This is a genomic window from Streptomyces sp. NPDC055140, from assembly GCF_053607285.1.
Genome location: NZ_JBSGTG010000021.1, coordinates 42,362 through 66,228, shown reverse-complemented (window position 1 = coordinate 66,228; position 23,867 = coordinate 42,362). Strand labels below are relative to the sequence as shown.

The following is a 23,867-nucleotide window of genomic DNA, read 5'->3' as shown; positions in this document are numbered from 1 at the left end:
CGCGCGGGCGGTGACGTAATGGTCGACCAGCATGCCCCGACGCCGATCGTGGAGGGCTCGGGTTCCTTCATGGTGGGGGAGTGAGCGCGGCGAGGGCGTTGGGCTGCACCGCATGGGCTGCGGTGGAGCCGAGTAGTAGTTCGGTCAGGTCATGGGGCTGTGCTTGCTCGCCGGTTGGAGTTGCTGTTGTGATGCGGTCGAGTCGGAAGCCTCGGCCGGCTTGCCGCGTGCGGCACCAACCGATGAGGTACCAGCGGCCGTTGGCGGTGAGGAGTCCGTCGGGTTCGACTGTGCGGTCGCTTTTGTGCCCGGCTGCGTCGGTGTAGGTCAGCTGTAGCACCGTGTTGGTGGTGAGGGCTTGTTCGACGGCGGTACGGACTGTGGTGTCGGTGGGGCCGGGAGCGTGACGATGCGTGCGGCGAGTTCCTGAGCTGCCGTCGAGGCTGGGCCCGTCATGGTCGCGGCGATCTTCTGGGCTGCTGTGCGGGCCGCGCCTGCGTACGGGGCGGTGGCGTCGGCCGCGGCGAGGGCCACGGCCAGCGCCGCGGCCTCATCGGTCGCCGCGGCCTCATCGGTGGTGAACCGGATCGGGGGAAGGGTCATCTGAGGGTCGAACGACCAGCCGCCGCCGCGTCCCGGTACGGCCCGTACGCTCTTCTGGTTGAGCGAAGAGTCGGAGTGTAGGTGATCTGGTACCGCAGGCTGACCAGGGAACGCGAGGCCCATTAGCATCGCCCTTCATGATCGCAGTGGTTGTCACTATCGGGCTGGCGTTCGCCGGCTATGTCGTCACCTATCTCAACGGGTTGCGCCTGTCGCAGCGTCAAGAACGCCTCGCCCGCTTGAATCGCCAGCTCAGCGACTTCTACGGCCCCTTGTTCGCCCTCACGGAAGCCAACAGCCGCATCTTCGGTGCGTTCATGGAGCGCAATGCTCGCTCTGACGGCAGGTCACCCTTTGTCCATGAGACGCCGCCCACCGAGGAGGAACTCGCCGAGTGGCGACTGTGGGTCATCACTGTCTTCCTCCCGAACATCCGGGCCATGCGCGACCTCGTCATCAAACACGCCGACCTCTTGAGCGAACCAGCGATGCCGCCGCTCCTGCTTCAGCTGTGCGCGCATGTGTCGGGCTACGAGATCACGGCCGCTCGATGGGCACAGGGCAGCTACGACCAGCACCTCTCAGTCGTCGCGTTCCCCAGCGAGGAAATAGCCGCGTACGCGCGCAAGGGGTTCGCCCAGCTGAAGAGGGAACAGGCCCGCCTGCTGGGGCAACGGCCAGACAGCTGACGTGGTCCTGTACCCGTGGCAGGCGAGGCATCCTCCACACGGAGCTTCGCCCGGAACACGAAGCCGCAACGAATCTGCTGACAAGCGAGCCCGGATAGCCAGGGCCTCCTCCATGATTTCGTGGGCTCAGGTGCGGATCGTCGCCAGTACCTCGTCTCGCAGGGCGCGCATCGCCGACTCGGTCTGGGCTTCCACGTTGAGTCGCAAAAGCGGCTCCGTGTTCGAGGGGCGGACGTTGAACCACCAGTCGGTGCCGCTGACGGTCAGGCCGTCGAGGTCGTCGAGCGTGACGTCTGGGCGGCCGGTCCACGCCGCCCGCACCGCTGCGGTGCGTGAGCCCGGGTCGTCGACGGCGGAGTTGATCTCGCCGGAGGCGGCGTAGCGCTCGAAGCTGCTGGTCAGGTCGGACAGGGGGGCGCTCTGTGTGCCCAGGGCGGCGAGAACGTGGAGGGCCGCGAGCATGCCGGTGTCGGCGTTCCAGAAGTCGCGGAAGTAGTAGTGGGCGGAGTGCTCGCCGCCGAAGACGGCGCCGGTGCGGGCCATTTCCCGCTTGATGAAGGAGTGGCCGACGCGGGTGCGGACCGGGGTGCCGCCCGCTTCGCGGATCACCTCGGAGACCGTGCGGGAGGTGATGAGGTTGTGGATGACGGTGGCCCCGGGATGCCGCGCAAGTTCGCGTGAGGCGACGAGCGCGGTGACCGCGGAGGGCGAGACCGGGTCGCCGTGCTCGTCGACGACGAAGCAGCGGTCCGCGTCGCCGTCGAAGGCGAGGCCTATGTCGGCGCCCTCGGCGCGCACGCGTGCCTGCAGGTCGACGATGTTGGCCGGGTCCAGCGGATTGGCCTCGTGGTTCGGGAACGTACCGTCCAGCTCGAAGTACATCGGGACGATGTCCAGCGGCAGACCGGCGAGGACCGTCGGCACGGTGTGCCCGCCCATGCCGTTGCCGGCGTCGACCACGACCTTCAGCGGGCGGATCGCCGACAGGTCCACGAGGGAGTGCAGGTACGTGGCGTAGTCGGCGAGCGTGTCCCTGGTGGTGACGGCGCCCGTTCGGTCGGCCGTCGCCGGGGCGCCGTTGTCCGTCCACTCTTCGACCAAGGTGCGGAGCTCGACGAGGCCCGTGTCCTGGCCGACCGGTTCGGCGCCGGCGCGGCACAGCTTGATGCCGTTGTACCGGGCCGGGTTGTGCGAGGCCGTGAACATCGCGCCGGGGAGGCCGAAAGAGCCGGAGGCGTAGTACAGCTGGTCCGTCGAGCAGAGGCCGATCTCGGTGACGTCGGCGCCCTGCGCGGTCGCGCCGTGGGCGAAGGCGCGGGCCAGGCCGGGGGACGAGGGGCGCATGTCATGGCCCGTCACGATCGCGTCCGCGCCGGTGACCTGGACGAACGCGGCGCCGAAGAGCTCGGCCGTCGTCTCGTCCCACTGGTCGGGGACCACGCCCCGAACGTCGTACGCCTTGACGAGTCCGGACAGGTCGGTGCGGTGCGTTGCGTCAGTCGCGCGTGTCATCGGTGTCGCTTTCGGCGAGATGGGCGGGGGCGGTCGGGGCGAGGAGCCACAGCGCGGTGTCGGGCGGCAACGTGTCGCCGTCGAGCGGTCCGCTGCTGAGTGTCGGTCGGCCGGGCAGACCAAGTGGGGCCAGGTGCAGGGGCTCGGCGCCCAGGTTGACGACGCAGACCAGCGCGCCGCGGCGGAAGGCGAGGTAGGGGGCGTCGGGTGCGGACAGCCAGGTCGGCGGGGTCGCCGGGTCCGGCGCCGGATGGGCGCGGCGAAGGCGCAGTGCCGCCCGGTACAGCGTGAGCGTCGAGTCGGGGTCCCGCTGCTGCGCGGCGACAGTCAGGCCCGACCAGTCGTCCGGCTGGGGCAGCCAGGTTTGCTCGGGCGTCACTGTGCTGAATCCGTACGGTGCGTGCTCACCGGTCCACGGCAGCGGCACTCGCGCTCCGTCACGCCCGCGCTTCGTGTGGCCCGAGCGTTCCCACAGCGGGTCGAGGATGCGGTCGATGGGCACGTCGGCCTGCGGCAGTCCCAGCTCCTCGCCCTGAAAGAGGTACGCGGAGCCGGGCAGGGCCAGCATCAGCAGCGCGGCCGCACGGGCGCGTGCCAGGGAGCCGTACCGGGTGACCGGGCGGACCGCGTCGTGGCTGGACAGCAGCCAGGTGACCGCGCTGCCCGGCACGGTGAAGGAGCCGTCGACGACCCGGCGCAGCCCCGCCGCCTCCCAAGGTGCCTCCAGAAAGGCGAAGTTGAAGGCCTGGTGCATCTCGTCGGGCCGGATGTAGCGGCTGAGGCGGGCCGGGTCGAAGACGGCGGACTCGGCGACCATCACCCGGTCCTGAGGCGCCACCGCGCCGGCGGGTGCGGGATGGGTGTCGAGCAGCGCGCGCCATTCGCGGTAGAGCGGGTGCAGCTCCTCCTGGTCGTAGTACGGCATCAGGTGGTTGCGCAGCGGGTCGGTGTGCTGGTCGGGGCCCGCGTCGGGCAGCCCTTCCGCCTTGAACAGGGCATGGGCGACGTCCACGCGGAAGCCGTCCACGCCGCGGTCGAGCCAGTACCGCAGTACCTCGGTGAAGGCGCCCTGCACCTTGGGGTTGCGCCAGTCGAGGTCGGGCTGCTCGGCGGCGTGGAGATGGCAGTACCACTCGCCGTCCGCGACCCGGGTCCAGGCGGGGCCGCCGAACGCCGACTGCCAGTCGTTGGGCGGCAGTTCGCCGTCCGCGCCCCGGCCGGGTCGGAACAGGTACATCTCCCGCTCCGCCGAACCGGGCCCCGCGGCCAGAGCCTCCTGGAACCAGGGGTGCTGGTCCGAGGTGTGGTTCGGCACCAGGTCGATGATGAACCACAGGCCCAACTCGTGTGCGCGGACAGTCAGTTGGGTGACGTCGTCGTCCGTTCCCAGGTCCGCGGCCACGCCGGTGTGGTCGGCGATGTCGTAGCCGCCGTCGGCCAGTGGTGACGGGTAGAACGGGGTGCACCACACGGCGTCCGCGCCCAGATCCCTGATGTGCTCGAGGCGATGGGTCAGGCCCGGCAGGTCGCCGATCCCGTCGCCGTCCGAGTCGGCGAAGGCGCGCGGGTACACCTCGTAGCAGACCATGTCCTGCCACCAGCTCATGCGGAGGCTCCCTCGGAGACGGCCAGGTCGGAGGAGGGGACACGCTGTTCGGTGCCGGTGGAGGCGGCGATGGTGGCCGCCTCGGCGACGGCGACCGCGGCGAATCCGCTGACGGCGTCCGCGACCGGCGGGGTGCCCTCACGGACGGCCCGGACGAGATCGGCCATCGCGGCGCGCACGCTCTGCGCGTACACGTACGGCTTGCGGGCCTCACCGCCCAGGTCGAGGACGGCGGTGACGTGGTGCGGGACCGTGTGCTGTTCGCCGCGCCCGCGGGCCGGGGCGGCGGAGCCGGCGTCCCGCTCGACGCGGACGGTGATCCGCTCCTCGCCGTGCGGCCGGAAGCCGTCGACGGACAGCAACTCACCCAGTTCGTCAGGTAGTTGCTCCCAACGGCGGGCGCCCGCCTCGTCGGTCCACGCCGAGATCTCCGCCCGCACGGGGATCCAGCCGCTGATCCGCGCCTCGGCGAACCCGTGGTCCAGACGCATGAGTTGACGCTCGGCGCGGTGGGCGTGCGTGAAGGAGTGCAGGTGGGAGGCGAGGACGCCGCCGGGGTGGACGACGTCCGCGCTCACCATGTCGACCGGGCCTCCGGGCCGGGCCACGGCGGTCGCCCGCACGCTGACGGGGTCCGAGCCCAGCAATGTGCGGGCGGCGTCGAAGAAGTGGACACCGTGCTCGACGAAGATGCCGCCGCTGTGCGCCGGGTCCCAGAACCAGTGGTCGGGTCCCAGGTCCTCGTCGGAGGCGTCGTTCTCGAACAGGAACCGGCGCGGGGGCGCGAGCAGTCCCCGCTCGGTCAGGTGCCGCACGGCCCGCAGCAGCGGGTTGTAGCGCAGCACGTGGTCCACGACCAGGACGCGCCCGGCGAGCCGCGCCTCGTGGGCGACCGCCGAGGCGTCCTCGGTCGTGGTGGCGAGAGGCTTCTCGCAGAAGACATGGCGCCCCGCACGCAGCGCGGTGATGGCCATCGCGGCATGGGTGGCAGGCGGCGTGGCGATCAGCACGGCCGCCACGTCGTGCCGCTCGAGCAGCTCGTCGAGGGAAGCGAGCGCCGGGACGCCGTGCCGCGCGCCGAGCCGCTCGGCGCGTTCGCGCGAGGGGTCGGCGACGGCCGCGAGGTGCAGGCCGGGCAGGTCCGCGACGGCGTCCAGGACGAACTCGGCGAACCCGCCGCAACCGACCAGGCCGACTCCGAGAGGTGCGAGGGCGCCGCCGGTCATGCCGTGCGCTCCAGGAGGGCGACGCCGATGTGCGCGTCGGCCATGCCGTAGAAGACGTAGAGCTTGCCGTCGATCTCCTCGATCGCCGTCGGGAAGACGACGTTCGGGACGGTGCCCGAGATCTCCTCCTCGGTCTCGGGGGCCATGAGCGGCTTGTCGGAGCGTGCGAGCACCTTCGACGGGTCGGCCGGGTCGAGGATCATCGCGCCGGCGGCGTACGACACCTTCTGGTTCTGCGCCCACGGGTCCTCGATGGATCCGGAGACACCGTGGTGGATGAGCAGCCAGCCCTCGGGCACGCGGATCGGGGCCGGGCCGCCCCCGATCTTCAGCGACTCCCACGGGAACTCGGACAGAGCCAGCAGACGGTGGTCGCGCGGGCGGGTCAGGGCGCGGATGTCGGCCTCGACCTCGGCGACCGGAACGTACGAGATCCAGATGCCGGGACGCTCGTCGGTGACACCGGCGGGCAGGTGCACGCCCTCGCCCGGACGGAACCAGCCCAGGTCCCACATCGGGCGGTGCAGCATCGCGTAGGCCATCTCGCCGTCCGGGCCCGGGACGGGCTCGGGGAAGTGGACGACGTCCTTGTTCGGGAAGAGGTTGAGGTCGGTGTCCAGGTCGGCCTGGTACTGGAACTGGATCGGCCCGAGACGGGTCCAGTCGGTGAGGTTCTCGGAGACGGCGAGCGCCGGCTTCGGGCCGAGCGGGCCGTAAGCGACGTAACTCATGACGTGCTTGCCGAGCGAGGGGACCCAGGTGATGCGGGGGTCCTCCACGCCGGCGTTGTTCTTGCCGCGCTCCCAGCCCTCGTCGGGGGAGAGGACGACGCCGCGGCGCTCGACGGCGCTGGGCACGCCCGTCTCGTCGAAGGTGACCTCGGCGAGGCCGACGCGGGAGACATTGCCCTCGGCGACCAGGCGCGGCAGCAGGTGCAGCGTGCCGTCCGGGGTGCGGCCGGAGGCGGGGTTCAGGACGCCCTCGACCTCGTGCGCCTCACCGGCCAGTGGGGACATGACCACGCCTTTGCGCACCATGCGGTAGGGGATGTCGGTGGCGACGGTGGTGTTGCTCATGGCGATTAGCCCTTTACTCCGGAGTCGATGTCGGTAGTGGTGAAGTGGCGCTGGAACAGGAGGAACAGGGCCACCGCGGGGACGGCCAGCACACATGCGCCGGCCAGCAGAGCACCGGCCGGGTTGGCGACCGTGCCCTGGAGGTTGGAGAGGAAGCTGGCCAGCGAGACGGCCAGCGGCTGCATATCGGCGTTCTTGGTGACCAGGAACGGCCACAGGAACTCGTTCCACGGCCCGATGAAGGTCAGCAGCAGCGCGGTCAGCACCGCCGGACGTGCCATCGGCAGTGCGATCTGCCACAGGATCCGCAGCTCGCTCGCCCCGTCGATCCGCGCCGCCTCGAAGAGGGACTGCGGCAGCTGGGAGAAGAACTGGCGGAAGAGGAACACAGCCGTCGAGTTGATCGCGAACGGCAGGATCATGCCGAGGTAGTTGTCGCCGAGCCCGTAGTCGCGGACGACGAGCACGTACAACGGCAGCGTGAGCAGCTGGAACGGGATCATCTGTACGAGGAGCAGTGCGGCGAAGACGGCGCCCTTGCCGCGGAAGCGCAACTGGGCGAGCGCGTATCCGGCGAGTACGCCGAAGATGAGCGTGCAGACCAGGACGCCGATGGTCATGATCCCCGAGTTGAGCAGGGAACGGCCCAGCGAGATCGCGCCGTTGACGGCCGTGTAGTTGGCGCCGGTCAGCCCGGACGGGACCGCGGCGGACAGATCACCGACCGTCGTCCCGCGCAGCGAGCCGACGACCATGTAGTAGAAGGGGAACAGGAAGGCGACCGCACCGAGCGACAGCAGGATGTAGCGGACCGCGCTCCCTCCGCGGTGGCGGGTCTCCAGGGTGTCACTCATGTCAGTTGCCCCTCTCGGTGAGCTTGCGGGCGGCGAGTGAGACGACCATGACGAACGCGACGAGGACGACGCCGAGCGCGGCCGCGAAGTCGGGGTGCCCCTGCTCGATGCCCTTCTGGTACATCAGCAGCACCGGCGAGGTGGAGGCATGGTCGGGACCGCCGCCCCCGGTCAGCAGATAGGGCTCGCTGAACAGGTTGGCGCCGGTGATGATCGCGTAGATCACGACGAGCGTCGTCGCCGGCCGCACACCGGGCACGGTCACCGAGAAGAACTGCCGCACGCGGCCCGCGCCGTCCATGGCGGACGCCTCGTACAGCTCCTTGCCGACGTTCTGCAGCGAAGCCAGGTACAGCATCACGAAGAAGCCGAGCTGCTTCCAGGTCACGAAGACGGCGATCATCGGCATCGCGAGATGCGAGTTCACCAGCCACGACGGATCGGGAGCGTGCGAGCCCAGCAGGTGGTTGACGAACCCGTCCGAGCCGAACAGGAACTGCCACACCGCGACCAGTGCGACGCTCGCGGTCACGTACGGGAGGTAGAAAGCGGCGCGGAAGAACGCGCGGCCCCGTATCTTCGCGTTCAGTGCCGTGGCCAGGACCAGCGCGACGCCCACGGTGAGCGGCACGTTGATGACCAGGAAGATCACGATGTTGAGGAATGCCCGGCCGACCACGGGATCGGTGAAGACGTCCTTGTAGTTCGACAGGCCCACCCAGGGCGAGTCGACGTCGGTGCCCGGAGCCGTGAAGTAGAAGCGGTGGAAGGAGATCCACACCGTGTAGACCAGCGGGACGGCGAAGACCACCACGAGGAACAGCACGTAGGGCGACACGAACAGCGCGCCCACACGGGACAGGCCACGGGCCTTGCGCGGGCCCTCCCGCCGGGCGGGAGCGTTGTCCCTGACGGCGGCGGGCGCTGACTGGAGATTCACGCTCATGACGGGTCCCCGTACTCGTTCAGCAGGTCGGTGATCTCGGACGAGGCGTTGCGCAGACCCGCCGGCGTGGACTCCCGGCCGAAGACGACCGACTTCGTCCACTCGTCGCGGAAGGTCTGCCAGATGTCGATGGAGCCCGGCACGTTGGGCACCTCGACGACGCGCTCCGCCTGGTCGGCGAAGGCCTTGTACGTCGGGTGCGCCTTGAAGTAGCCGGCGTACTTCTCGGTCAGGTGCTCGCGCATCGGCATCTGCCCGGTCGTCTCGAGGAACTTCCCGTCCTGGCCGGCGGAGCTCGCGAACTTGAGCACGTCCCAGGCCGTGGCCCGGTTCTTGCAGGAGCTGAACATCGCCGCTGACTTCTCGTCGCTGAACGAGTGCTTGTCCGAGCCGCCGTCCGCGGTCGGCACCGGCGCGACACCGATGTCCACGCTGTTCTTGTACGCGGCGAGAGCCCAGGGACCGACCGTGGCCATCGCGGCCTTGCCGTCGTTGAGGGAGTCGCCCGGGTAGGCCTCCTGCGGCGCCAGCTTCTCGGCGTAGAGCTTGCGCCAGAACGCCGCTACCTGGCGGCCCGCGGACGAGTCGAACTGCGGCTTGCCGTCCTCGATCAGCTGCTTGCCGCCGCTCTGCGCGGCGAAGGCCGGGTAGAAGTCGTACCAGGGCTGGAAGAAGTCGCTGCTGGGGGAGGGCCAGATCGCCGCCTTCGCGGCGCCGCTGTGCACGAGCTTGCGCGACGTGTCGAGGAACTCCTTGTACGTCGCGAGCTTCGGGTGCTCCGGGTCCAGACCGGCCTTTTCGAAGAGCTTCTTGTTGTAGAGGATCATGACGGGGTTGCTCTTCCAGGGCAGCTGGTAGAAATTGCCGTCCGTCGACCGGTACTGGTCCGTGAGGGCGCCACCGCGCTCGGTGATGTACTTCTCGCCGTCCGGGAAGTCACTGAGGGACACGAGCCCGTTCTGCTTCTGGAACGTCGGCACCGCCGCGGGGGAGGTGTTGAAGGCGAGACAGGCCGTCGTCCCCGCGATGATCGAAGCGCTGATGGCCTCCTCGGACGTCTTGCCGGCCGGGATCTGCTGCGCTGTCACGTGCTGGTCGGGATGGCGCTCGTTCCACGAGGCGACCATGGCCTTGCCCCACTGGACCTCTTGCGCGTTGTTGGAAAGCCAGACCGTGATCGGACCGCGCGCGTCAGCGGCGGTGGCCGGATCCGGAGCCGACCGGCCACAGGCTGTCGCTGTGCCCGCGAGTGCGAGCACGAGCAGCGCGTACGCCGTTCTCCTCAGCATGCTTGATCTCCGAACTGTTCACGCGCGGCCTCGTCGCCGAGCGGAATTTCCGGTCGGCGCCAGCGCGACCGGTGCTTGGTCCCTGCGTGCAGGGTTGCGGTCCCCGCGTCACCCGCGGGGCGCGGGCCCGATCGACGCGCGGGGCACGAACTGGGCAGGCGGCAGCTCTATGTGCGCCGCGGTGCCGAGGGCGATCACCGCGTCCAGGGCGCGGGCCGCCGCCTCTCCCCAGCCGCGGGCGTCCGCGCGGGCGGAGGCGAGCGGCGGGTAGCTGTATCGCGTCAGGGGGGCGTCGTCGTACCCGACCACCGACAGCTGATCGGGGACGCGGACGCCCAGCTCCTGGGCGACCGAGAGCCCGGCCATCGCGGCGAGATCGTTGCCGTAGACGATCGCGGTCGGGGGCTCGGGGAGCGTGAGCAGCTCCCGCGTGGCCCGGGCGCCGCCCTCGGGGCTGAACCCGCCGGGCAGCACCGGCCCTTCGGGCAGACCGAGCGTGCGCAGGGTCTGTTCCCAGGCCGACCGGCGTCGGTGGGCGTGGCGTAGTTCCTGGGGGCCCTCGACGTGGGCGATGCGCCGGTGTCCGAGGTCCGCGAGCCGGCGGATCGCGTCGGCGTAGGCGGGTTCGTCGTCCAGGCTCACCGCCGTCAGGCCGCCGCCCCACTGGGGCTGGCCCACCACGACGGCGGGCAGACCGAGTTCGCGCACGAGCGGGGGGCGTGGGTCGTCGCGGCGCAGGTCGGTCAGGAGGACGCCGTCCACCTGCCGCTGTGCGGCAAGGCGTTCGTACACGCCCTGCTCCTGCTCGGGGGCGGTCACATGCACCATGAGTCCGTCGCCACGCTGTCCGATGACGGCTTCGACGCCGGCGATGAACGCCGGGAAGAACGGGTCCGCCCCGATCTGCTCCGCCTCGCGGGCCAGGACCAGGCCGAAGGCTCCGGCCTTGCCCAGGGAGAGGCCGCGTGCCTGGCGGCTCGGCGTCCAGCCGAGGTCGGCGGCGGCCGCGAGAACCCGGGCCTTGGTTTCCTCCGCGATGCCGGGCCGGTCGTTGAGCGCGAAGGAGACGGTGGCGCGCGAGACGCCCGCACGCTGTGCGACATCCGCGATGGTGGGCTTGCGTGCCATGGTGCTGGACTCCCTGGGTGCGGCCTCGGACGAGCCGGAGCGCGACGAACCGTCCAGCCGACACGGAACGACGGTCCGCAACCAGTCCTTAAACCGGTTTGAGTCGCTGAACGACGCCGACTAAACCGGTTTGAACGTCGGAGGTCAAGGGGTCGGCAGGTGTGATCTGTGTCGTTCTCCGGGCTCGCGCGCTGCCTCTGGAGCGGGAGCCGTCCCGGCGAGTGTCCTCGCGTACGCGTCCGTCGCCGGGTTACGTTCCTCGGAACGCGCCCGGCGTCAGGCCCGTCCGCAGCCGGAAGAACTTCGTGAAGTCGCTCGCGTCCGTGAACCCGAGGCGGACGGTGACCTCCTTCGCTGTCAGGCCGCTGTGCTGCAACATGCGCTTGGCCTCCAGAAGGACCCGGTCGTCGACGTACTGCTTGGCCGTACGTCCCGTCGCGGCGAGCGTGGCCCGGGTCAGCGTGCGCGGGCTGTAGCCGAGCGCCGCTGCGTAGTCCTCGACGCGCCGGGTCACCGCGTGGTCCCGCTCGACGGCCGCGTGAAAGCGACGGAACGTCTCCGACGCAGTGGTCGGCCGTGGCGCCGGGCCGCGCGCCTGCGCGAGCCGCACCACGAGGACGGACAGCAGCGCGCGCAGCACCTCGGCGTGTGCCTGGAGCGGGAGTGAGGCCATCGCCCCGTACTCGTACACGAGATGGTCGAGTGCCCGGCGAACGCCTTCCGCGTCCGAGCCCTCGAGGACCGACGGGCGCTGTTCGTACGGCGGATCCATGTGGGCCAGCGAAACGGTCGCCGGCGGCAGGAAGCCGGGCTGGAACAGCACGATCACCCCGTCCGCCGCCACCAGGTCGGGGCCGAACCGCTGCACCTGACCCGGCCGGATCCACAGCCACGACCCGGGCCTCAGCTCGTGCTCGACGAAGTCGACCCACATGCGCAGTGGCCGTTCGCGGGCGCCGATCAGCTGGTGGAAGGCGGGGCGCAGGGGCGCGTACGGGTCATTGCCATGGCGCCGCGAGCGTTCGAGGAGGCCGGCGAGTTCCATCACCTCGACTCCGGCCGGTGCGCCCACGGCCGGGGTGTACTCCAGGTCCCTGACATCGGGGCGCCCTGCAGGGTGTCCGTTTTTCCCCATCGATGGTCCCGAGGGTACCGCTGCCACGTCCAGATCGCTCCGTAGCGTGAAAGCACAGGTCAGCGACGTGTTTGAGGTGGTCCTATGCGGTTGGTCGTGGGAATGACCGGGGCGACGGGTGCCCCGTTCGGTGTCCGTCTGCTGGAGAATCTGCGCGAGCTGCCGGGCGTGGAGACACATCTCGTCCTGTCCCGCTGGGCGCGCACCACCATCGAGCTGGAGACGGGTCTGTCCGTGGCCGAGGTGTCCGCCCTCGCGGACGTCACGCACCATCCCGAGGACCAGGGCGCCACCATCTCCTCCGGTTCGTTCCACACCGACGGCATGGTGATCGTGCCGTGCTCCATGAAGACCCTCGCCGGGATCAGGACCGGATACGCCGAAGGGCTCGTCGCCCGGGCCGCCGACGTGGTTCTCAAGGAGCGACGCAGGCTCGTCCTCGTCCCGCGCGAGACGCCGCTGAGCGAGATCCACCTCCAGAACATGCTCGAACTCGCCCGCATGGGCGTGCAACTGGTGCCGCCCATGCCCGCCTTCTACAACAACCCCCAAACCGTCGACGACATCGTCGACCACGTGGTGGCCCGCATCCTCGACCAGTTCGACCTGCCCGCGCCCGCCGCCCGGCGCTGGGCCGGGATGCGCGCCGCCCGCGCCGCTTCCCGATCCTTCGGCGACGCAGCCTGAAGTCCCCTGCCCCGTAAAGGAATTCACCATGGCCTATGACGACTTGCGCAGCTTCCTCGACACCTTGGAGAAGGAGGGGCAGCTGCTGCGCATCACCGACGAGGTGCTGCCCGAGCCGGATCTCGCGGCCGCCGCCAACGCGACGGGCCGCATCGGCGAGAACGCCCCCGCCCTCCACTTCGACAACGTCAAGGGCTTCACCGACGCCCGGATCGCGCTGAACGTGCACGGCTCCTGGGCCAATCACGCGCTCGCGCTCGGGTTGCCGAAGAACACGCCGGTCAAGGAGCAGGTCGAGGAGTTCGCGCGGCGCTGGGACGCCTTCCCCGTCGCCCCCGAGCGCCGCGAGGGCGCCCCCTGGCGTGAGAACACCCAGGAGGGTGAGGACGTCGACCTGTTCTCGGTGCTTCCCCTCTTCCGCCTCAACGACGGAGACGGTGGCTTCTATCTCGACAAGGCCGCCGTCGTCTCCCGCGACCCGGAGGACCCGGACGACTTCGGCAAGCAGAACGTCGGCACGTACCGCATCCAGGTCATCGGCACCAACCGGCTCGCCTTCCAGCCCGTGCCCATGCACGACGTGGCCCAGCATCTGCGCAAGGCAGAGGAGAAGGGCGAAGACCTGCCCATCGCCATCACTCTCGGCAATGACCCCGTGATGGCAATCGTGGCCGGGATGCCGATGGCGTACGACCAGAGCGAGTACGAGATGGCGGGCGCCCTGCGCGGCGCGCCCGCGCCGATCGCCACGGCGCCGCTCACCGGCTTCGACGTGCCCTGGGGGAGCGAGGTCGTCATCGAGGGCGTCATCGAGTCCCGCAAGCGCCAAATCGAGGGCCCCTTCGGCGAGTTCACCGGTCACTACTCGGGCGGCCGCCGCATGCCCGTCATCCGCGTGGACCGCGTCTCGTACCGCACGAACCCGGTCTTCGAGTCGCTCTACCTCGGCATGCCGTGGACCGAGTGCGACTATCTCGTCGGACCCAACACGTGTGTGCCGCTGCTCAAGCAGCTGCGCGCCGAGTTCCCCGAGGTGCAGGCCGTCAACGCCATGTACACGCACGGCCTGATGGTGATCATCTCCACGGCCAAGCGGTACGGCGGCTTCGCCAAGGCCGTCGGTATGCGCGCCATGACGACGCCGCACGGGCTCGGCTACGTGGCCCAGGTGATCCTCGTCGACGAGGACGTCGACCCGTTCAATCTGCCGCAGGTCATGTGGGCGATGTCCGCCAAGGTCAACCCGAAGGACGACGTCGTCGTCATCCCCAACCTGTCGGTCCTGGAACTCGCGCCCGCCGCGCAGCCCGCCGGCATCACCAGCAAGATGATCATCGATGCGACGACGCCGGTCGCCCCGGACATCCGCGGCAACTTCTCCACTCCGGCCAAGGACCTGCCCGAGACCGCCGAGTGGGCCGCCCGCCTGCAGCGCCTCATCGCGGCCCGCGGCTGACGCCCACCGATCCTCGCCGAAAGGACAACTTCTGTGAACCACCTGCCCGTTGAATGCCCTCGCTGCGCCTTTGAGGAGATCTCCCTGCTTGCCACGTCCCCCGTCCCGGGTGTGTGGGACGTGGTCCAGTGCGGCCGCTGCCTCTACACCTGGCGCACCATCGAACCCGCCCGCCGCACCCGGCGTGACGCCTACCCGGACAGCTTCAAGCTGACGGCGCAGGACATCGAGAACGCCATCGAGGTGCCCGCGGTGCCGCCGCTGCTCAAGTGACGTTCCTGGCACGTCCGGAGAACACGTCCGCCGGAACCTGAACGGGCCCGGCGTCGAGCTCCCGCCATGGGAGTGAGGGCGGAGGGTTCCCAACTTTCCCTCATATACGCGTAGTTGACCTCTTGCTCGCGCTCCGTCTCGCGCGGCACACGTGGAAAATGTTCGGTAGTAGGTAGTGCAACGGAACTCATTGACGCGCTACCTTTCGCCTGCCCCGTCACGGCAGGCACACCAACGGTGTTGGGCCCCATCCGCTGACCGGGCCGAAGGCGCACAGTCCTGTCCAACCCAGAGACTGAATCTGGAGTGCCATGACACCGCTCCGTTCCTCGCGTGCGCGACTGCGCAGCGCAACCACCGTTCTGGCCGTGCTGGCGGCGCTGGGCACCTCTGCCGTGGCCGCCGCCGCGTCGCCCGCCGCCGCCAAAGACGTCTCGTTTCGCGGTTATCACGTACGCGTGCCCGGCAGTTGGCCGGTCGTCGACCTGACCGCGAACCCCGACACCTGCGTGCGCTTCGACCGGCACGCGGTCTATGTCGGTCATCCCTCCGATGCCGGTCAGGCCACCTGCCCGTCCGGCATCGTCGGCCGCACCGAAGCGTTGGTCATCGAACCCCTCGACGCCAAGAGCCGTCAGAAGATGGACAGTTCGACGCGCATGGTTCCCAAGGGCTCCGCGACGGTTGCTGCCGACGAGACGAAGAGAGAGTCCCCCGGGCGCATACGTGAGGCGGTACCCGCCGCAGGAGTACTCGTGACCGCCTCCGTAGGCGCTCACGAGACCACCGTGCAGGGCATTCTGGACAGTGCCCGTCTGGACGGAGACGCGAAGGCGACGGCCGCAACGCCGGGCACAGCCGAATCCGGCCAGGAGACAACCTCGGCCGCGGCAGCTGTGGCGGCGCAGCCGGGTACATACACAGGGCTGGGCTTCGACCCGTGCGCCGCACCCTCCTCCTCGCAGATGTCCGCATGGTCCGCCTCACCCTTCCGGGCCGTCGGGGTGTACATCAGCGGCATCAGCGCGGCGTGCGACCAGCCGAACCTGACGGCGTCGTGGGTCCAGACGCAGACGTCGGCGGGCTGGCACATCATCCCCATCCACGTGGGTCTCCAGGCGCCCTGCAACAACTTCAGCCACAAGGTGTCGTACACCCTGTCCACCGCCGCCAGTCAGGGACGCAGCGAGGCACAGGAGTCCATGGCCGCCGCCGCGGCGCTGGGGCTGCCCGGGGGCAGTGTGCTGTACAACGACATGGAGGCCTACGACCAGACCAACACCGCATGCAGCGACGCGGTGATGACGTTCCTCAGCGCGTGGACCGAGGAACTGCACGCGGGCGGCTATCTGTCCGGTGTCTACTCGTCCGCCGCATCCGGGATGGCCGACCTGGCCGGGGAGTACACGGCCGGTAGGTACACGATGCCCGACCACATCTGGTTCGCTCGCTGGAACGGCGCCGCCGACACCGACGCCACACCCTATGTGCCCGACGCGTACTGGGCCGACCACCAGCGCATCCACCAGCTCTCCGGGGACACCGACGAGACCTGGGGCGGCGTGACCATCAACATCGACCGGGACTACCTGGACGTGGACACGGGGCCGTTCACCGGATCCTGCTCCGCGAACCTCGACTTCGCGCAGTACACGTCGATCTCGGCAGGCTCCTCCGGCGCCCTGGTCAGCGCGGCACAGTGCCTGCTGCAGCGTCAGGGACGCTACAGCGGCACGGTGGACGGCGCGTTCGGCTCGGGTACCACGACCGCGGTGCAGTCGTTCCAGGGTGCCGTGTCCCTCCCGGTCACCGGCACGGTGGACTCCCACACCTGGACCGCGCTGCTGTCGGCCGGCACCAAGCCGACTCTTCAGTCCGGCTCCAGCGGTGCCGACGTCAAGCGGCTGCAGCGGGCGCTGATCGCGGCCCGCGGACAGAGCCTCACCATCGACGGCGACTTCGGTCCCGCGACCACCTCGGCCGTCAAGGCCTACCAGACCGCCCAAGGTCTCACCTCCGACGGAATCGTCGGGAACGCGACCTGGTCAGCCCTGCAAGCCGGCAAGTAACCCCCGGTCCACGACGAACCAAGGGAGAACCATGCCTGAGCACTACAGACGTCGCGGCGCCGCCCGCGGCCTGGGGGTTGGCCTGGCGGCGGGACTGCTCGCGCTGGGCACGCTCGTGCCCGCGGCGGCCGCGACCGCGCCCGCGCGCATCATTCTGGTCTCGTCCGACTGCCCCAACACCGTTCAGCAGGGGCAGGCGAGCGGCTGTGTGACGGAACTGCAGACTCTGCTGAACGCGCATGGCGCCTCGCTGACGGTCGACGGCGACTTCGGGTCGGCCACCACCACGGCGGTCAAGGCGTACCAGACCTCTCAAGGGCTCACCGCGGACGGCCTGGTCGGGCCTGCCACCAAGTCCGCGCTGTACTACGAGGACCCGGCCGTGCCGATCGACCTGCGGTCACTGCGCTGCCCCGTGCAGCTGGAGACGGACGAGAACGACGGCTGCGTCACCGAGCTGCAGAACAAGCTCAACACCAACGGGGCCGGCCTGACCGTGGACCATGATCTGGGCTCCGCCACCGTCACCGCGGTGCGCAACTACCAGACCTCGCACGGCCTGGCGGCCACCGGGCTGGTCGATCCGCCGACCAAGGCCGAGCTGTACGGCGATCCGGCGCCGCTGCAGCCGGCCGACCTGGGCTCGGGACGCTATGCCGCGGTCGTCAACTACGCGCAGCAGGCCACCGGGCAGAACATCCAGTACGTCTGGGGAGGTGGCCATGAGGACGGCGCCTTCTCGTTCGGCCCGTCGATCGGCATCTGCGACGACTACGGCGGCTCGATCCAGCCGTGCCCGGCGGACAAGGAAGTGGGCCTGGACTGCTCGGGCTTCACGCGGTGGCTGTACTGGCGCGCGGGAGCCGGCGACATCGGCCAGACCACACGGGACCAAGTGGTCAACCCGAAACTGGCACAGGTCAGCGCGGCCGGCGCGATCCCGGGCGACCTGGTGTACTTCGGTGGTTCAGCGTCGACGGTGCATCACGTCGGGGTCTACATCGGCAGCGGGTTGATGCTCAACGCTTCGCACACCGGAACCTACGTGCGGCAGGACACCATTGCCTCGCACAGCGACCTGCTCGGCTACTACCACGTCACCGGTGTCACCTCGGCGGCCCTCGCCGACTCGCTGGCCGGTCCGGCGCCGCACCAGGCGGGCTGATCGCAGGCGGGTGAACCGAACGGCTGCCGGAGCCCCAACAAGGGCTCCGGCAGCCGCATTTGGCGCCCGCACAACCGAGAGGTCGTCAGACGCCCGCCGGCTGGATCTCCACACCGACCACGCGTCGTGGTGTGGGGTGGAAGCAGGCGTGGTGCTGCCCTGTGTTCCCGAGCTGTTCGAGTGCTGGCCGGGCGGCGGTGCACCGCTCGTCGGCGAAGGGGCAGCGAGGGGCGAAGAGGCAGCCGTCCACCTGTGTCTTCTCGTCCAGTGGGGCGAGCGGCTCCAGCCGGTCGGGGCCGGGCTCCTCCCGTCCGCGCATGATGGGGACGGCGGACAGCAGACACTGGGTGTAGGGGTGCACGGGTGCCTGGATGATGTCGTCGGTCGGTCCCCGTTCGATCACCTGCCCCCGGTAGATGACGTGCAGTTCGCCCCCTGCGCCGATGTAGCGCGCGGTGGCCACGGCGTGGGTGATGAAGACCAGGGAGATCCCCAGCCGGGTGCGCAGATCGTGCAGCAGGGCGAGGATGCCGAGCCGCAACGACACATCGATCATCGAAACGGCTTCGTCGGCGATGAGCACTTCCGGGTCCACGGTCAGCGCGCGGGCGATGACGACGCGCTGGCGCTGGCCTCCGGACAGCTGGTGGGGGTACTTGGGCAGGACGCCGTCGGGTTCCAGGCCGACCAGTTCCAGCAGCTCCGCGGCCCGCCCGCGGACCCCCGAGGACGCGGCACCGGTCACTCTCGCGCGCATCCGCAGAGGGTCGCCGAGGATCTGGTCGATGGTGCGCGTGGGATTGAGGGCGGAGTACGGATCCTGGTGGATCATCTGGATACGGCGGAAGTACGGGGCTCGTTTGCGCGGCGGGAGTTTCGACACCTCCGTTCCGTCGATGAGGAGTTCACCGCCGTCGAATGTCTCGATCCCGGTGAGGATCTTGCCGAGCGTGGTCTTGCCGCAGCCCGACTCGCCGATGAAGGAGACGGCTCCGCCCTTGGGCAGGGTGAAGTCCACTGCGCGCAGAGCGTGGACGGTGCGCTCTCCGGTGAAGGCGCCGCGGGTGCGGTAGGTGCGACTGAGACCGCGTGCCTCGATCACGACGCGTCTCCCTTCGGGGCGGCGGGGGATGAGCGGACGAGGGTCACGTCGGCATGACATGCCCGACGGTGGCCGGACCGGAACTCTTCCAGCTGCGGTTCCGAGCCGGTGCACACGTCCGTGGCGAACGCGCAGCGCTCGCGGAACACACAGCCCGTCTTCGGGATGGTCGTCAGGTCCGGCGGCCGGCCGGGCAGCGCCCGGGCGCTCGCGAGGTCGCCGGTGATCCGGGCCGTGGCACGGATGAGGGCTTTCGTGTACGGGTGGGAGGGGGCACGCAGCAGTTCCAGTGCCGGGCCATGCTCGACGATGCGGCCGCCGTACATCACGGCGAGGTCGTCCGCGATCTCCGACACGACGCCCATGTCATGGGTGACGATCAGGGTGCTGAGGTGGTTCTCCTCGTGCACCTCGCGGATGATCTTCAGGACGGCAGCCTGGGAGAGCACGTCCAGGGCCGTGGTCGGTTCGTCGAGGATGAGGACCTTCGCGTTGAGGACGAGCGCGAAGACGATACCCAGGCGCTGACGCATACCGCCGGAGAGTTCGTGCTGGTAGGAGTCGAGGACGCGCTTGCCGTCCAGGCCCATGCGCTCGGCCAGTTCGCGGGCGCGGTGGAGGAGGCCGGGGAGGTCCTTGACGTCGTGGGAGCGGCCGAGGTCCAGGATCTGCCGGCCGATGGTGCGCAGCGGGTTCATGGAGTTCTGGGACGCCTGGAACACGTAGCCGAGTGCCGAGCCGCGTACGGAGCGAAGCTGCTTGGCGGAGAGAGCGGTGACCTCGCCCACGCCGTCGACGTGGACGGTGCCGCCGCTCACACGGCCAGGCTCGGAGATGGCGTTCATCAGGGCGAGGGCGAGAGTGGACTTGCCGGAGCCGGACTCGCCGACCAGGCCGGTGATCCGGCCGCGGGGCAGGTCGAGCGTGACGCCCGCGATGGCCGGGTACTCGGTGCCCTCGATGCGGTAGTGAACGGTCAGGTCGCGCACCCGGACCTCTGCCTCGGCGGTCGCCGTGGGGGTGTTGTGCGTCATCAGCGCTCCCTCAAACGCGGGTTGAACAGCTCGTCGATCGCATCGAGGAACAGCACGATGCCGGTGATCAGCAGCAGGATGCAGACCAGCGGGGCGAGGAGGTACATCAGCGCCTCCGGGCTCTGCAGCGCGCCGCCGGAGAACACCGCCTGGTTGATCATCACTCCCCAGTTGGTGGACGTGAACGGCACGATGCCCAGGAAGAACAGGCCGACCTGTGCCTCGACGAAGCTGACGATGGCCAGCAGCAGGTTCATCGCCACGTACGGGGCGAGGTTGGGCAGCAGTTCCTTGACGAGGATGTGACGGTTGGGCAGGCCCAGGCTCCGGGCGGCTTCGAGGAAGCCGCGCTCGCGCAGGCTGAGCGTCTGGGAGCGCACGGCGCGGGCGATGCCGCCCCAGCCGACGATGCCGAGTACCAGGCCCATCTCCAGCGGGCTGCCGAAGGCCCACACGGTGGAGAGCACGACCAGTACCGGGAGGCCGGGGATGGTGAGGATGAAGTCGGTGGCACGCATCAGCAGCGAGTCGGCCAGCCCGCGGTGGAAGCCGGCCAGCAGGCCGACGGCGGTGCCGATGCCGACGGCGAACACTCCGGCGATGGCGCAGGTCAGGAGGACATAACGGGAGCCGACGACCAGGGCCTGGAAAACGTCGGAGCCGGCGAAGTCGGTACCCAGCCAGTGCTCGGCGCTGGGCGGCGCGTAGACCGCGTTCGGGTCGACGGCGAGATTGTCGGAGTAGAGCATCGGGCCGAAGATGCCCATCAGCGTGAAGAACACCAGGATGACCAGACCGGCGACCCGGCCTGGTTTACGCGTGAGCACCCGCCGGATGCCGGCCCAGTAGCGACGGCGCGGCGTAACGACGGCGGGGCGCGGCTCGGCGGTGAGGGGTGCGGTGGTCATCGTCTCAGCGCCTCACTCGGGGGTCGATCACGGAGTAGAGCAGGTCCGCGATGATGTTGGCGAGCACGACGGCGATGGTGATGATGAGGAACGCGCCGGTCATCAGCGGGTAGTCGCGCGAGCCGATGCTCTGCAGCAACAGCCGCCCCAGGCCCGGGTAGTTGAAGGCATTCTCGATCAGGATCGCGCCGCCGAAGAGATAGCCGCAGGCGATCGCCAGGGTGGTGAACAGCGGCAGGACGGCGTTGCGGCCGATGTAGCGCAGCCGTGTGCCAGGGGTGATGCCGCGCAGTTCGGAGGCGAGAATGAAGTCGTCGCCGAGGACGGAGGCGACCGAGGAGCGCATGGAGAGCATCCAGCCGCCGTAGGAGATGAGTACGTAGGTGGCGACGGGCAGGATCGCGTAGTAGGCGACGGAGCCGATGTACGCGGCGCTCCAGCCGGACTCCACCCAGGGGTCGTTGGTCTCGCCGTACGGCAGCCAGCCCAGCTGGGTGTGGAAGACGGTGGTGAGCAGGATCGCGAGGACGAAGGACGGGATGCCGGCGATCAGCGAGGCGGACAGGCTGAGTGCGCCGCCCCAGCGGGAGGAGCGTTTGACCGCCGCCACGACGCCGGCGGTGGTGCCGATGGCGAAGCTGATCAACAGGCCGCTGAGGATGGGGATCAGCGTCCACGGCAGGGCGTTGCCGATCACTTGGGAGACCGGCACGCCGCTGTAGGATATCGAGAGGCCGAGGTTGCCGTGCAGCAGGTCGGACACGTAGTTCACGTACTGGGTGGCCAGCGGGTCCTGCGAGGTGTAGCCGTAGATCACGGCGACCTTGGCCATGGCCTCGTCGGGGGACATGCCCTGGCTGAGGTAGCTCTCGTAGGCCACCTTGCCCGGGCTGCCCGGCAGCGCGTGGACGAGGAAGAACGTGAACGAGGCCACGACCCAGACCATCACCGCGCCGCCGGCCAGCTTGGTCAGAACGGCGCGGACGAGTCCCTTCACGTTCATCACCTCCTTTCCGGGTGTGTGATGCGGTGGGTGGGATGCACAGGCGGACAGGGCGGCGGCTGTGCGGCTGCCGCCCTGTCCGATCGGCTGGGATCGCCTACTTCTTGGGCTGGATGTAGCCCTGCGCCATCCACATGCCGGGGAAGTTGCCCAGCAGGTCGTCCTGCCCGTTCTTGGGGAAGTTCGTGAAGTTCTTCTCGTTGTAGAACTTCACGTTGGTGTAGTCCCAGATCGGGATGACCGGAACCTCCTGCGCGGTGACCTGGGCGAGCTGGTTGATGATCGGCTTGGCCGACTCGTTGTCCAGGCCGGCCAGCTGGGCGGTGAGGTTCCCGGGGTTGACGCGCTTGCCGCCCACGGTGACGTTGACCGGGCCGTGCATCCAGTTGCCCGAGCCCTTCTTGTCGGTGTGGGAGGCCTTGTCACCGTTGGCGGTGAACCCGTCGGACTCGCCGTACAGGCGCTGGAAGTCGCCGCGCGCGGTGGAACCGACGGCGGTGAGCCACCACCCCACGTCGAACTTCTCCGCGGCCATGTCCTCCTGGTACTTGCCGAAGTCGGCGGACAGCTGCGGCTTGGTGTCGATGCCGGCCGAGGAGAGCTGGTTGGCGATGACGGTGGAGGCGGAGATCCAGTCGCTGAAGCCGTTGACGGTCTGCAGCGTCATCGTCCACTGCTTGCCGTTGGCCAGATACCACTTGCCGCCCTTCTTGGTCAGGCCGGCCTTCCTGAACAGCGCTTCGGCCTTGGCCGTATCGTGAGCGTAGGGTTCCAGGGCGGAGGACTGGTCCTTGGTCAGCCAGGCCTGGGTCATCTGGCCGACCATGCCGGTCGGCGCTGCGGCGGTCTCTCCGCCCACCGGCTGGCCCACCTTGGTGGCCGCCGCGCGGTCGAGGAGGTACGCGAGTCCCTGGCGCACCTCCTTCTTGTCATAGGGGGCGCGGCTCTGGTTGAAGGCGAGCGACGCCTGCACGTAGCTGACGCTCTCGGTGCGCCGGTAGCCCTTGCTCTCGATCTGCTTGAGCACGTTCTCGGGGATGGCGGTGAACGGCGCAGCGTCCAGCTCGCCGTTCTTCATGAAGCCCCAGATCTGTTCGTTGCCCGAGTAGTGGCGTACGACGACCTGGCTGGGGCCCACCTTCTTGGCGGCGTAGAAGTTCTTGTTCTTGTCGAGGATGACCGAGCCGGGGTTGAGCTTGCGCACCACGAACGGGCCCGCCGAGATGTCCTTCTGGGGGGCGAAGGCCGAGACCTGCTTGCCGACCCCGGTCAGTTTGGCGGCCGCGGCCTTTACGTCCTTCGCCTTGGCCGGATCGACCTGCTGGCTCGCGTGGATGATGTCCCACATGTCGGCGGGGACCAGGTGGCCGTAGACCTTGGCGTTGACGATGACCTGGCCGAGGACCTGCTTGGTGAAGGTCAGGTTCTTGGTGCCGGGAGCCTGCTTGAACGCGAAGGCGCCGGCGCCGGCCGGCTCCACCGAGGACACGTTGAGACCCTCGGTGAGACCGCGGGCTCCGACCGCGGCGGCGCTCTGGGTGTAGCCGAGTGCCATCGACAGCTTGAGGTCGTCGAGGGTCACCGGCGTGCCGTCGGACCACTTGGCGCCGTCCTGGAGGTGGACGATCAGGGAGTCGCCCTTCATCTCCCAGCTCTTGGCCAGGCCGGGGAAGTTGTCGTTGGGGTTGAGCGGGTTCTTCTTGTCCCAGCCGAGGCGCATCGTGTTGAAGCTGACGAAGCTGTTGCCGTTGGCGTTGTACGGGTTCATCGGCGCGCCGGGCGTGATGGGGTTGTTGGCGTCGACCGTGGTGAAGACACCGCCCCTGGCGCCGTTCTTGGCACCGGAGTCCGGTGCGCAAGCGGCGAGCGATCCGAGCGTCGCCAGTGCGGCGGAGGCTGCGACGAAGTGCTTGAACCGGACCATACGCGTGGTCTCCGATCGGATGACAGAACAAGGCGGAAGGAAGGCCCTGAAGGTGAGCAGACCGTAGGAGCGACCCTGTGGGCATGTCAATAATTTGCGTTGGCCGAATCCTGTTCGTAACTTCCCGCCTACGGCGCCGTACTGACGGGCCGTACGGAGCGATGGCCGGGGCTTACGGGCGA

At 69.3% G+C, this 23,867-nt stretch carries 22 protein-coding genes; 6 read left to right on the top strand and 16 right to left on the bottom strand.

What is annotated here, in order from left to right:
* Positions 1-67: 67 nt before the first annotated feature.
* Positions 68-340, bottom strand: coding sequence for a WYL domain-containing protein (locus tag ACWFR4_RS32960; protein WP_453655781.1), 273 nt, complete (start codon positions 338-340; stop codon positions 68-70).
* On the bottom strand, positions 328-603 hold the full coding sequence (locus tag ACWFR4_RS32955) for a hypothetical protein (RefSeq protein WP_453655780.1): 276 nt from the start codon (positions 601-603) through the stop codon (positions 328-330). The genes ACWFR4_RS32960 and ACWFR4_RS32955 overlap by 13 nt, the downstream gene beginning before the upstream one ends.
* Positions 604-740: 137 nt before the next feature.
* Here ACWFR4_RS32955 and ACWFR4_RS32950 point away from each other — a divergent pair, with 137 nt between their 5' ends.
* On the top strand, positions 741-1,292 hold the full coding sequence (locus ACWFR4_RS32950) for a hypothetical protein (RefSeq protein WP_453468844.1): 552 nt from the start codon (positions 741-743) through the stop codon (positions 1,290-1,292).
* A gap of 126 nt (positions 1,293-1,418) precedes the next feature.
* Here ACWFR4_RS32950 and ACWFR4_RS32945 read toward each other — a convergent pair whose 3' ends face one another.
* The 9 genes from ACWFR4_RS32945 to ACWFR4_RS32905 form a co-directional block, all read right to left on the bottom strand.
* Positions 1,419-2,804, bottom strand: coding sequence for a phosphomannomutase/phosphoglucomutase (locus ACWFR4_RS32945; RefSeq protein WP_453655779.1), 1,386 nt, complete (start codon positions 2,802-2,804; stop codon positions 1,419-1,421).
* On the bottom strand, positions 2,788-4,410 hold the full coding sequence (locus ACWFR4_RS32940) for a glycoside hydrolase family 13 protein (RefSeq protein WP_453655778.1): 1,623 nt from the start codon (positions 4,408-4,410) through the stop codon (positions 2,788-2,790). Before ACWFR4_RS32940 ends, ACWFR4_RS32945 begins: the two co-directional genes overlap by 17 nt.
* The gene (locus ACWFR4_RS32935) at positions 4,407-5,636 is read right to left on the bottom strand and encodes a Gfo/Idh/MocA family protein (protein WP_453655777.1); all 1,230 of its coding nucleotides are present in this window, start codon (positions 5,634-5,636) and stop codon (positions 4,407-4,409) included. The genes ACWFR4_RS32940 and ACWFR4_RS32935 overlap by 4 nt, the downstream gene beginning before the upstream one ends.
* Positions 5,633-6,712, bottom strand: coding sequence for a glycoside hydrolase family 130 protein (locus ACWFR4_RS32930; protein ID WP_453655776.1), 1,080 nt, complete (start codon positions 6,710-6,712; stop codon positions 5,633-5,635). The genes ACWFR4_RS32935 and ACWFR4_RS32930 overlap by 4 nt, the downstream gene beginning before the upstream one ends.
* A 5-nt stretch (positions 6,713-6,717) precedes the next feature.
* Positions 6,718-7,566: a carbohydrate ABC transporter permease gene (locus ACWFR4_RS32925; protein WP_453655775.1), complete on the bottom strand. Its 849-nt coding sequence runs from the start codon at positions 7,564-7,566 to the stop codon at positions 6,718-6,720.
* 1 nt (position 7,567) lies between these two features.
* On the bottom strand, positions 7,568-8,512 hold the full coding sequence (locus ACWFR4_RS32920) for a carbohydrate ABC transporter permease (protein WP_453655774.1): 945 nt from the start codon (positions 8,510-8,512) through the stop codon (positions 7,568-7,570).
* Complete coding sequence (locus ACWFR4_RS32915) at positions 8,509-9,801, bottom strand: extracellular solute-binding protein (RefSeq protein ID WP_453655773.1); 1,293 nt, start codon at positions 9,799-9,801, stop codon at positions 8,509-8,511. Before ACWFR4_RS32915 ends, ACWFR4_RS32920 begins: the two co-directional genes overlap by 4 nt.
* Before the next feature lie 108 nt (positions 9,802-9,909).
* Positions 9,910-10,929, bottom strand: coding sequence for a LacI family DNA-binding transcriptional regulator (locus tag ACWFR4_RS32910; protein ID WP_453655772.1), 1,020 nt, complete (start codon positions 10,927-10,929; stop codon positions 9,910-9,912).
* Positions 10,930-11,179: 250 nt separating this feature from the next.
* Entirely contained in the window at positions 11,180-12,064 is an 885-nt protein-coding gene (locus ACWFR4_RS32905) for a helix-turn-helix domain-containing protein (RefSeq protein ID WP_453655771.1), read from the bottom strand.
* An 84-nt stretch (positions 12,065-12,148) separates the two neighbouring features.
* On the opposite strand from ACWFR4_RS32905, the gene vdcB reads away from it, so the two are divergent.
* From vdcB to ACWFR4_RS32880, 5 genes are all read left to right on the top strand, one after another.
* Entirely contained in the window at positions 12,149-12,751 is a 603-nt protein-coding gene (gene vdcB / locus ACWFR4_RS32900) for a non-oxidative vanillic acid decarboxylases subunit B (RefSeq protein ID WP_453469713.1), read from the top strand.
* Positions 12,752-12,779: 28 nt separating this feature from the next.
* A complete protein-coding gene (vdcC, locus tag ACWFR4_RS32895; RefSeq protein WP_453655770.1) occupies positions 12,780-14,207 on the top strand; it encodes a non-oxidative vanillic acid decarboxylases subunit C in 1,428 nt (475 codons plus the stop codon).
* Between the two features lie 33 nt (positions 14,208-14,240).
* Positions 14,241-14,480: a non-oxidative vanillic acid decarboxylases subunit D gene (gene vdcD / locus ACWFR4_RS32890; RefSeq protein WP_264484662.1), complete on the top strand. Its 240-nt coding sequence runs from the start codon at positions 14,241-14,243 to the stop codon at positions 14,478-14,480.
* Between the two features lie 311 nt (positions 14,481-14,791).
* On the top strand, positions 14,792-16,549 hold the full coding sequence (locus tag ACWFR4_RS32885) for a glycoside hydrolase domain-containing protein (RefSeq protein ID WP_453655769.1): 1,758 nt from the start codon (positions 14,792-14,794) through the stop codon (positions 16,547-16,549).
* A 31-nt stretch (positions 16,550-16,580) separates the two neighbouring features.
* Positions 16,581-17,714: a C40 family peptidase gene (locus ACWFR4_RS32880; protein WP_453655768.1), complete on the top strand. Its 1,134-nt coding sequence runs from the start codon at positions 16,581-16,583 to the stop codon at positions 17,712-17,714.
* An 85-nt stretch (positions 17,715-17,799) separates the two neighbouring features.
* Here ACWFR4_RS32880 and ACWFR4_RS32875 read toward each other — a convergent pair whose 3' ends face one another.
* From ACWFR4_RS32875 to ACWFR4_RS32855, 5 genes are all read right to left on the bottom strand, one after another.
* On the bottom strand, positions 17,800-18,816 hold the full coding sequence (locus ACWFR4_RS32875) for an ABC transporter ATP-binding protein (protein WP_453655767.1): 1,017 nt from the start codon (positions 18,814-18,816) through the stop codon (positions 17,800-17,802).
* Entirely contained in the window at positions 18,813-19,850 is a 1,038-nt protein-coding gene (locus tag ACWFR4_RS32870; protein ID WP_453468890.1) for an ABC transporter ATP-binding protein, read from the bottom strand. The genes ACWFR4_RS32875 and ACWFR4_RS32870 overlap by 4 nt, the downstream gene beginning before the upstream one ends.
* Positions 19,850-20,758 (bottom strand): ABC transporter permease, encoded by a 909-nt coding sequence (locus ACWFR4_RS32865; RefSeq protein WP_453468889.1) that lies wholly within the window; start codon positions 20,756-20,758, stop codon positions 19,850-19,852. The genes ACWFR4_RS32870 and ACWFR4_RS32865 overlap by 1 nt, the downstream gene beginning before the upstream one ends.
* Positions 20,759-20,762: 4 nt before the next feature.
* Positions 20,763-21,761 carry an ABC transporter permease gene (locus ACWFR4_RS32860; RefSeq protein ID WP_266680681.1) on the bottom strand — a complete coding sequence of 333 codons (999 nt, stop codon included), beginning with the start codon at positions 21,759-21,761 and terminating at the stop codon, positions 20,763-20,765.
* 97 nt (positions 21,762-21,858) lie between these two features.
* Positions 21,859-23,685 (bottom strand): ABC transporter substrate-binding protein, encoded by a 1,827-nt coding sequence (locus ACWFR4_RS32855; RefSeq protein WP_453655766.1) that lies wholly within the window; start codon positions 23,683-23,685, stop codon positions 21,859-21,861.
* Between the last annotated feature and the right edge of the window lie 182 nt (positions 23,686-23,867).

Bases quoted from the DNA above. Each gene is read 5' to 3' on its own strand.
- ACWFR4_RS32955 (WP_453655780.1), bottom strand. From the start codon at position 603: ATGACCCTTCCCCCGATCCGGTTCACCACCGATGAGGCCGCGGCGACC.
- ACWFR4_RS32950 (WP_453468844.1), top strand. From the start codon at position 741: ATGATCGCAGTGGTTGTCACTATCGGGCTGGCGTTCGCCGGCTATGTC.
- ACWFR4_RS32945 (WP_453655779.1), bottom strand. From the start codon at position 2,804: ATGACACGCGCGACTGACGCAACGCACCGCACCGACCTGTCCGGACTC.
- ACWFR4_RS32940 (WP_453655778.1), bottom strand. From the start codon at position 4,410: ATGAGCTGGTGGCAGGACATGGTCTGCTACGAGGTGTACCCGCGCGCC.
- ACWFR4_RS32935 (WP_453655777.1), bottom strand. From the start codon at position 5,636: ATGACCGGCGGCGCCCTCGCACCTCTCGGAGTCGGCCTGGTCGGTTGC.
- ACWFR4_RS32930 (WP_453655776.1), bottom strand. From the start codon at position 6,712: ATGAGCAACACCACCGTCGCCACCGACATCCCCTACCGCATGGTGCGC.
- ACWFR4_RS32925 (WP_453655775.1), bottom strand. From the start codon at position 7,566: ATGAGTGACACCCTGGAGACCCGCCACCGCGGAGGGAGCGCGGTCCGC.
- ACWFR4_RS32920 (WP_453655774.1), bottom strand. From the start codon at position 8,512: ATGAGCGTGAATCTCCAGTCAGCGCCCGCCGCCGTCAGGGACAACGCT.
- ACWFR4_RS32915 (WP_453655773.1), bottom strand. From the start codon at position 9,801: ATGCTGAGGAGAACGGCGTACGCGCTGCTCGTGCTCGCACTCGCGGGC.
- ACWFR4_RS32910 (WP_453655772.1), bottom strand. From the start codon at position 10,929: ATGGCACGCAAGCCCACCATCGCGGATGTCGCACAGCGTGCGGGCGTC.
- ACWFR4_RS32905 (WP_453655771.1), bottom strand. From the start codon at position 12,064: ATGGGGAAAAACGGACACCCTGCAGGGCGCCCCGATGTCAGGGACCTG.
- vdcB (WP_453469713.1), top strand. From the start codon at position 12,149: ATGCGGTTGGTCGTGGGAATGACCGGGGCGACGGGTGCCCCGTTCGGT.
- vdcC (WP_453655770.1), top strand. From the start codon at position 12,780: ATGGCCTATGACGACTTGCGCAGCTTCCTCGACACCTTGGAGAAGGAG.
- ACWFR4_RS32885 (WP_453655769.1), top strand. From the start codon at position 14,792: ATGACACCGCTCCGTTCCTCGCGTGCGCGACTGCGCAGCGCAACCACC.
- ACWFR4_RS32880 (WP_453655768.1), top strand. From the start codon at position 16,581: ATGCCTGAGCACTACAGACGTCGCGGCGCCGCCCGCGGCCTGGGGGTT.
- ACWFR4_RS32870 (WP_453468890.1), bottom strand. From the start codon at position 19,850: ATGACGCACAACACCCCCACGGCGACCGCCGAGGCAGAGGTCCGGGTG.
- ACWFR4_RS32865 (WP_453468889.1), bottom strand. From the start codon at position 20,758: ATGACCACCGCACCCCTCACCGCCGAGCCGCGCCCCGCCGTCGTTACG.
- ACWFR4_RS32860 (WP_266680681.1), bottom strand. From the start codon at position 21,761: ATGAACGTGAAGGGACTCGTCCGCGCCGTTCTGACCAAGCTGGCCGGC.
- ACWFR4_RS32855 (WP_453655766.1), bottom strand. From the start codon at position 23,685: ATGGTCCGGTTCAAGCACTTCGTCGCAGCCTCCGCCGCACTGGCGACG.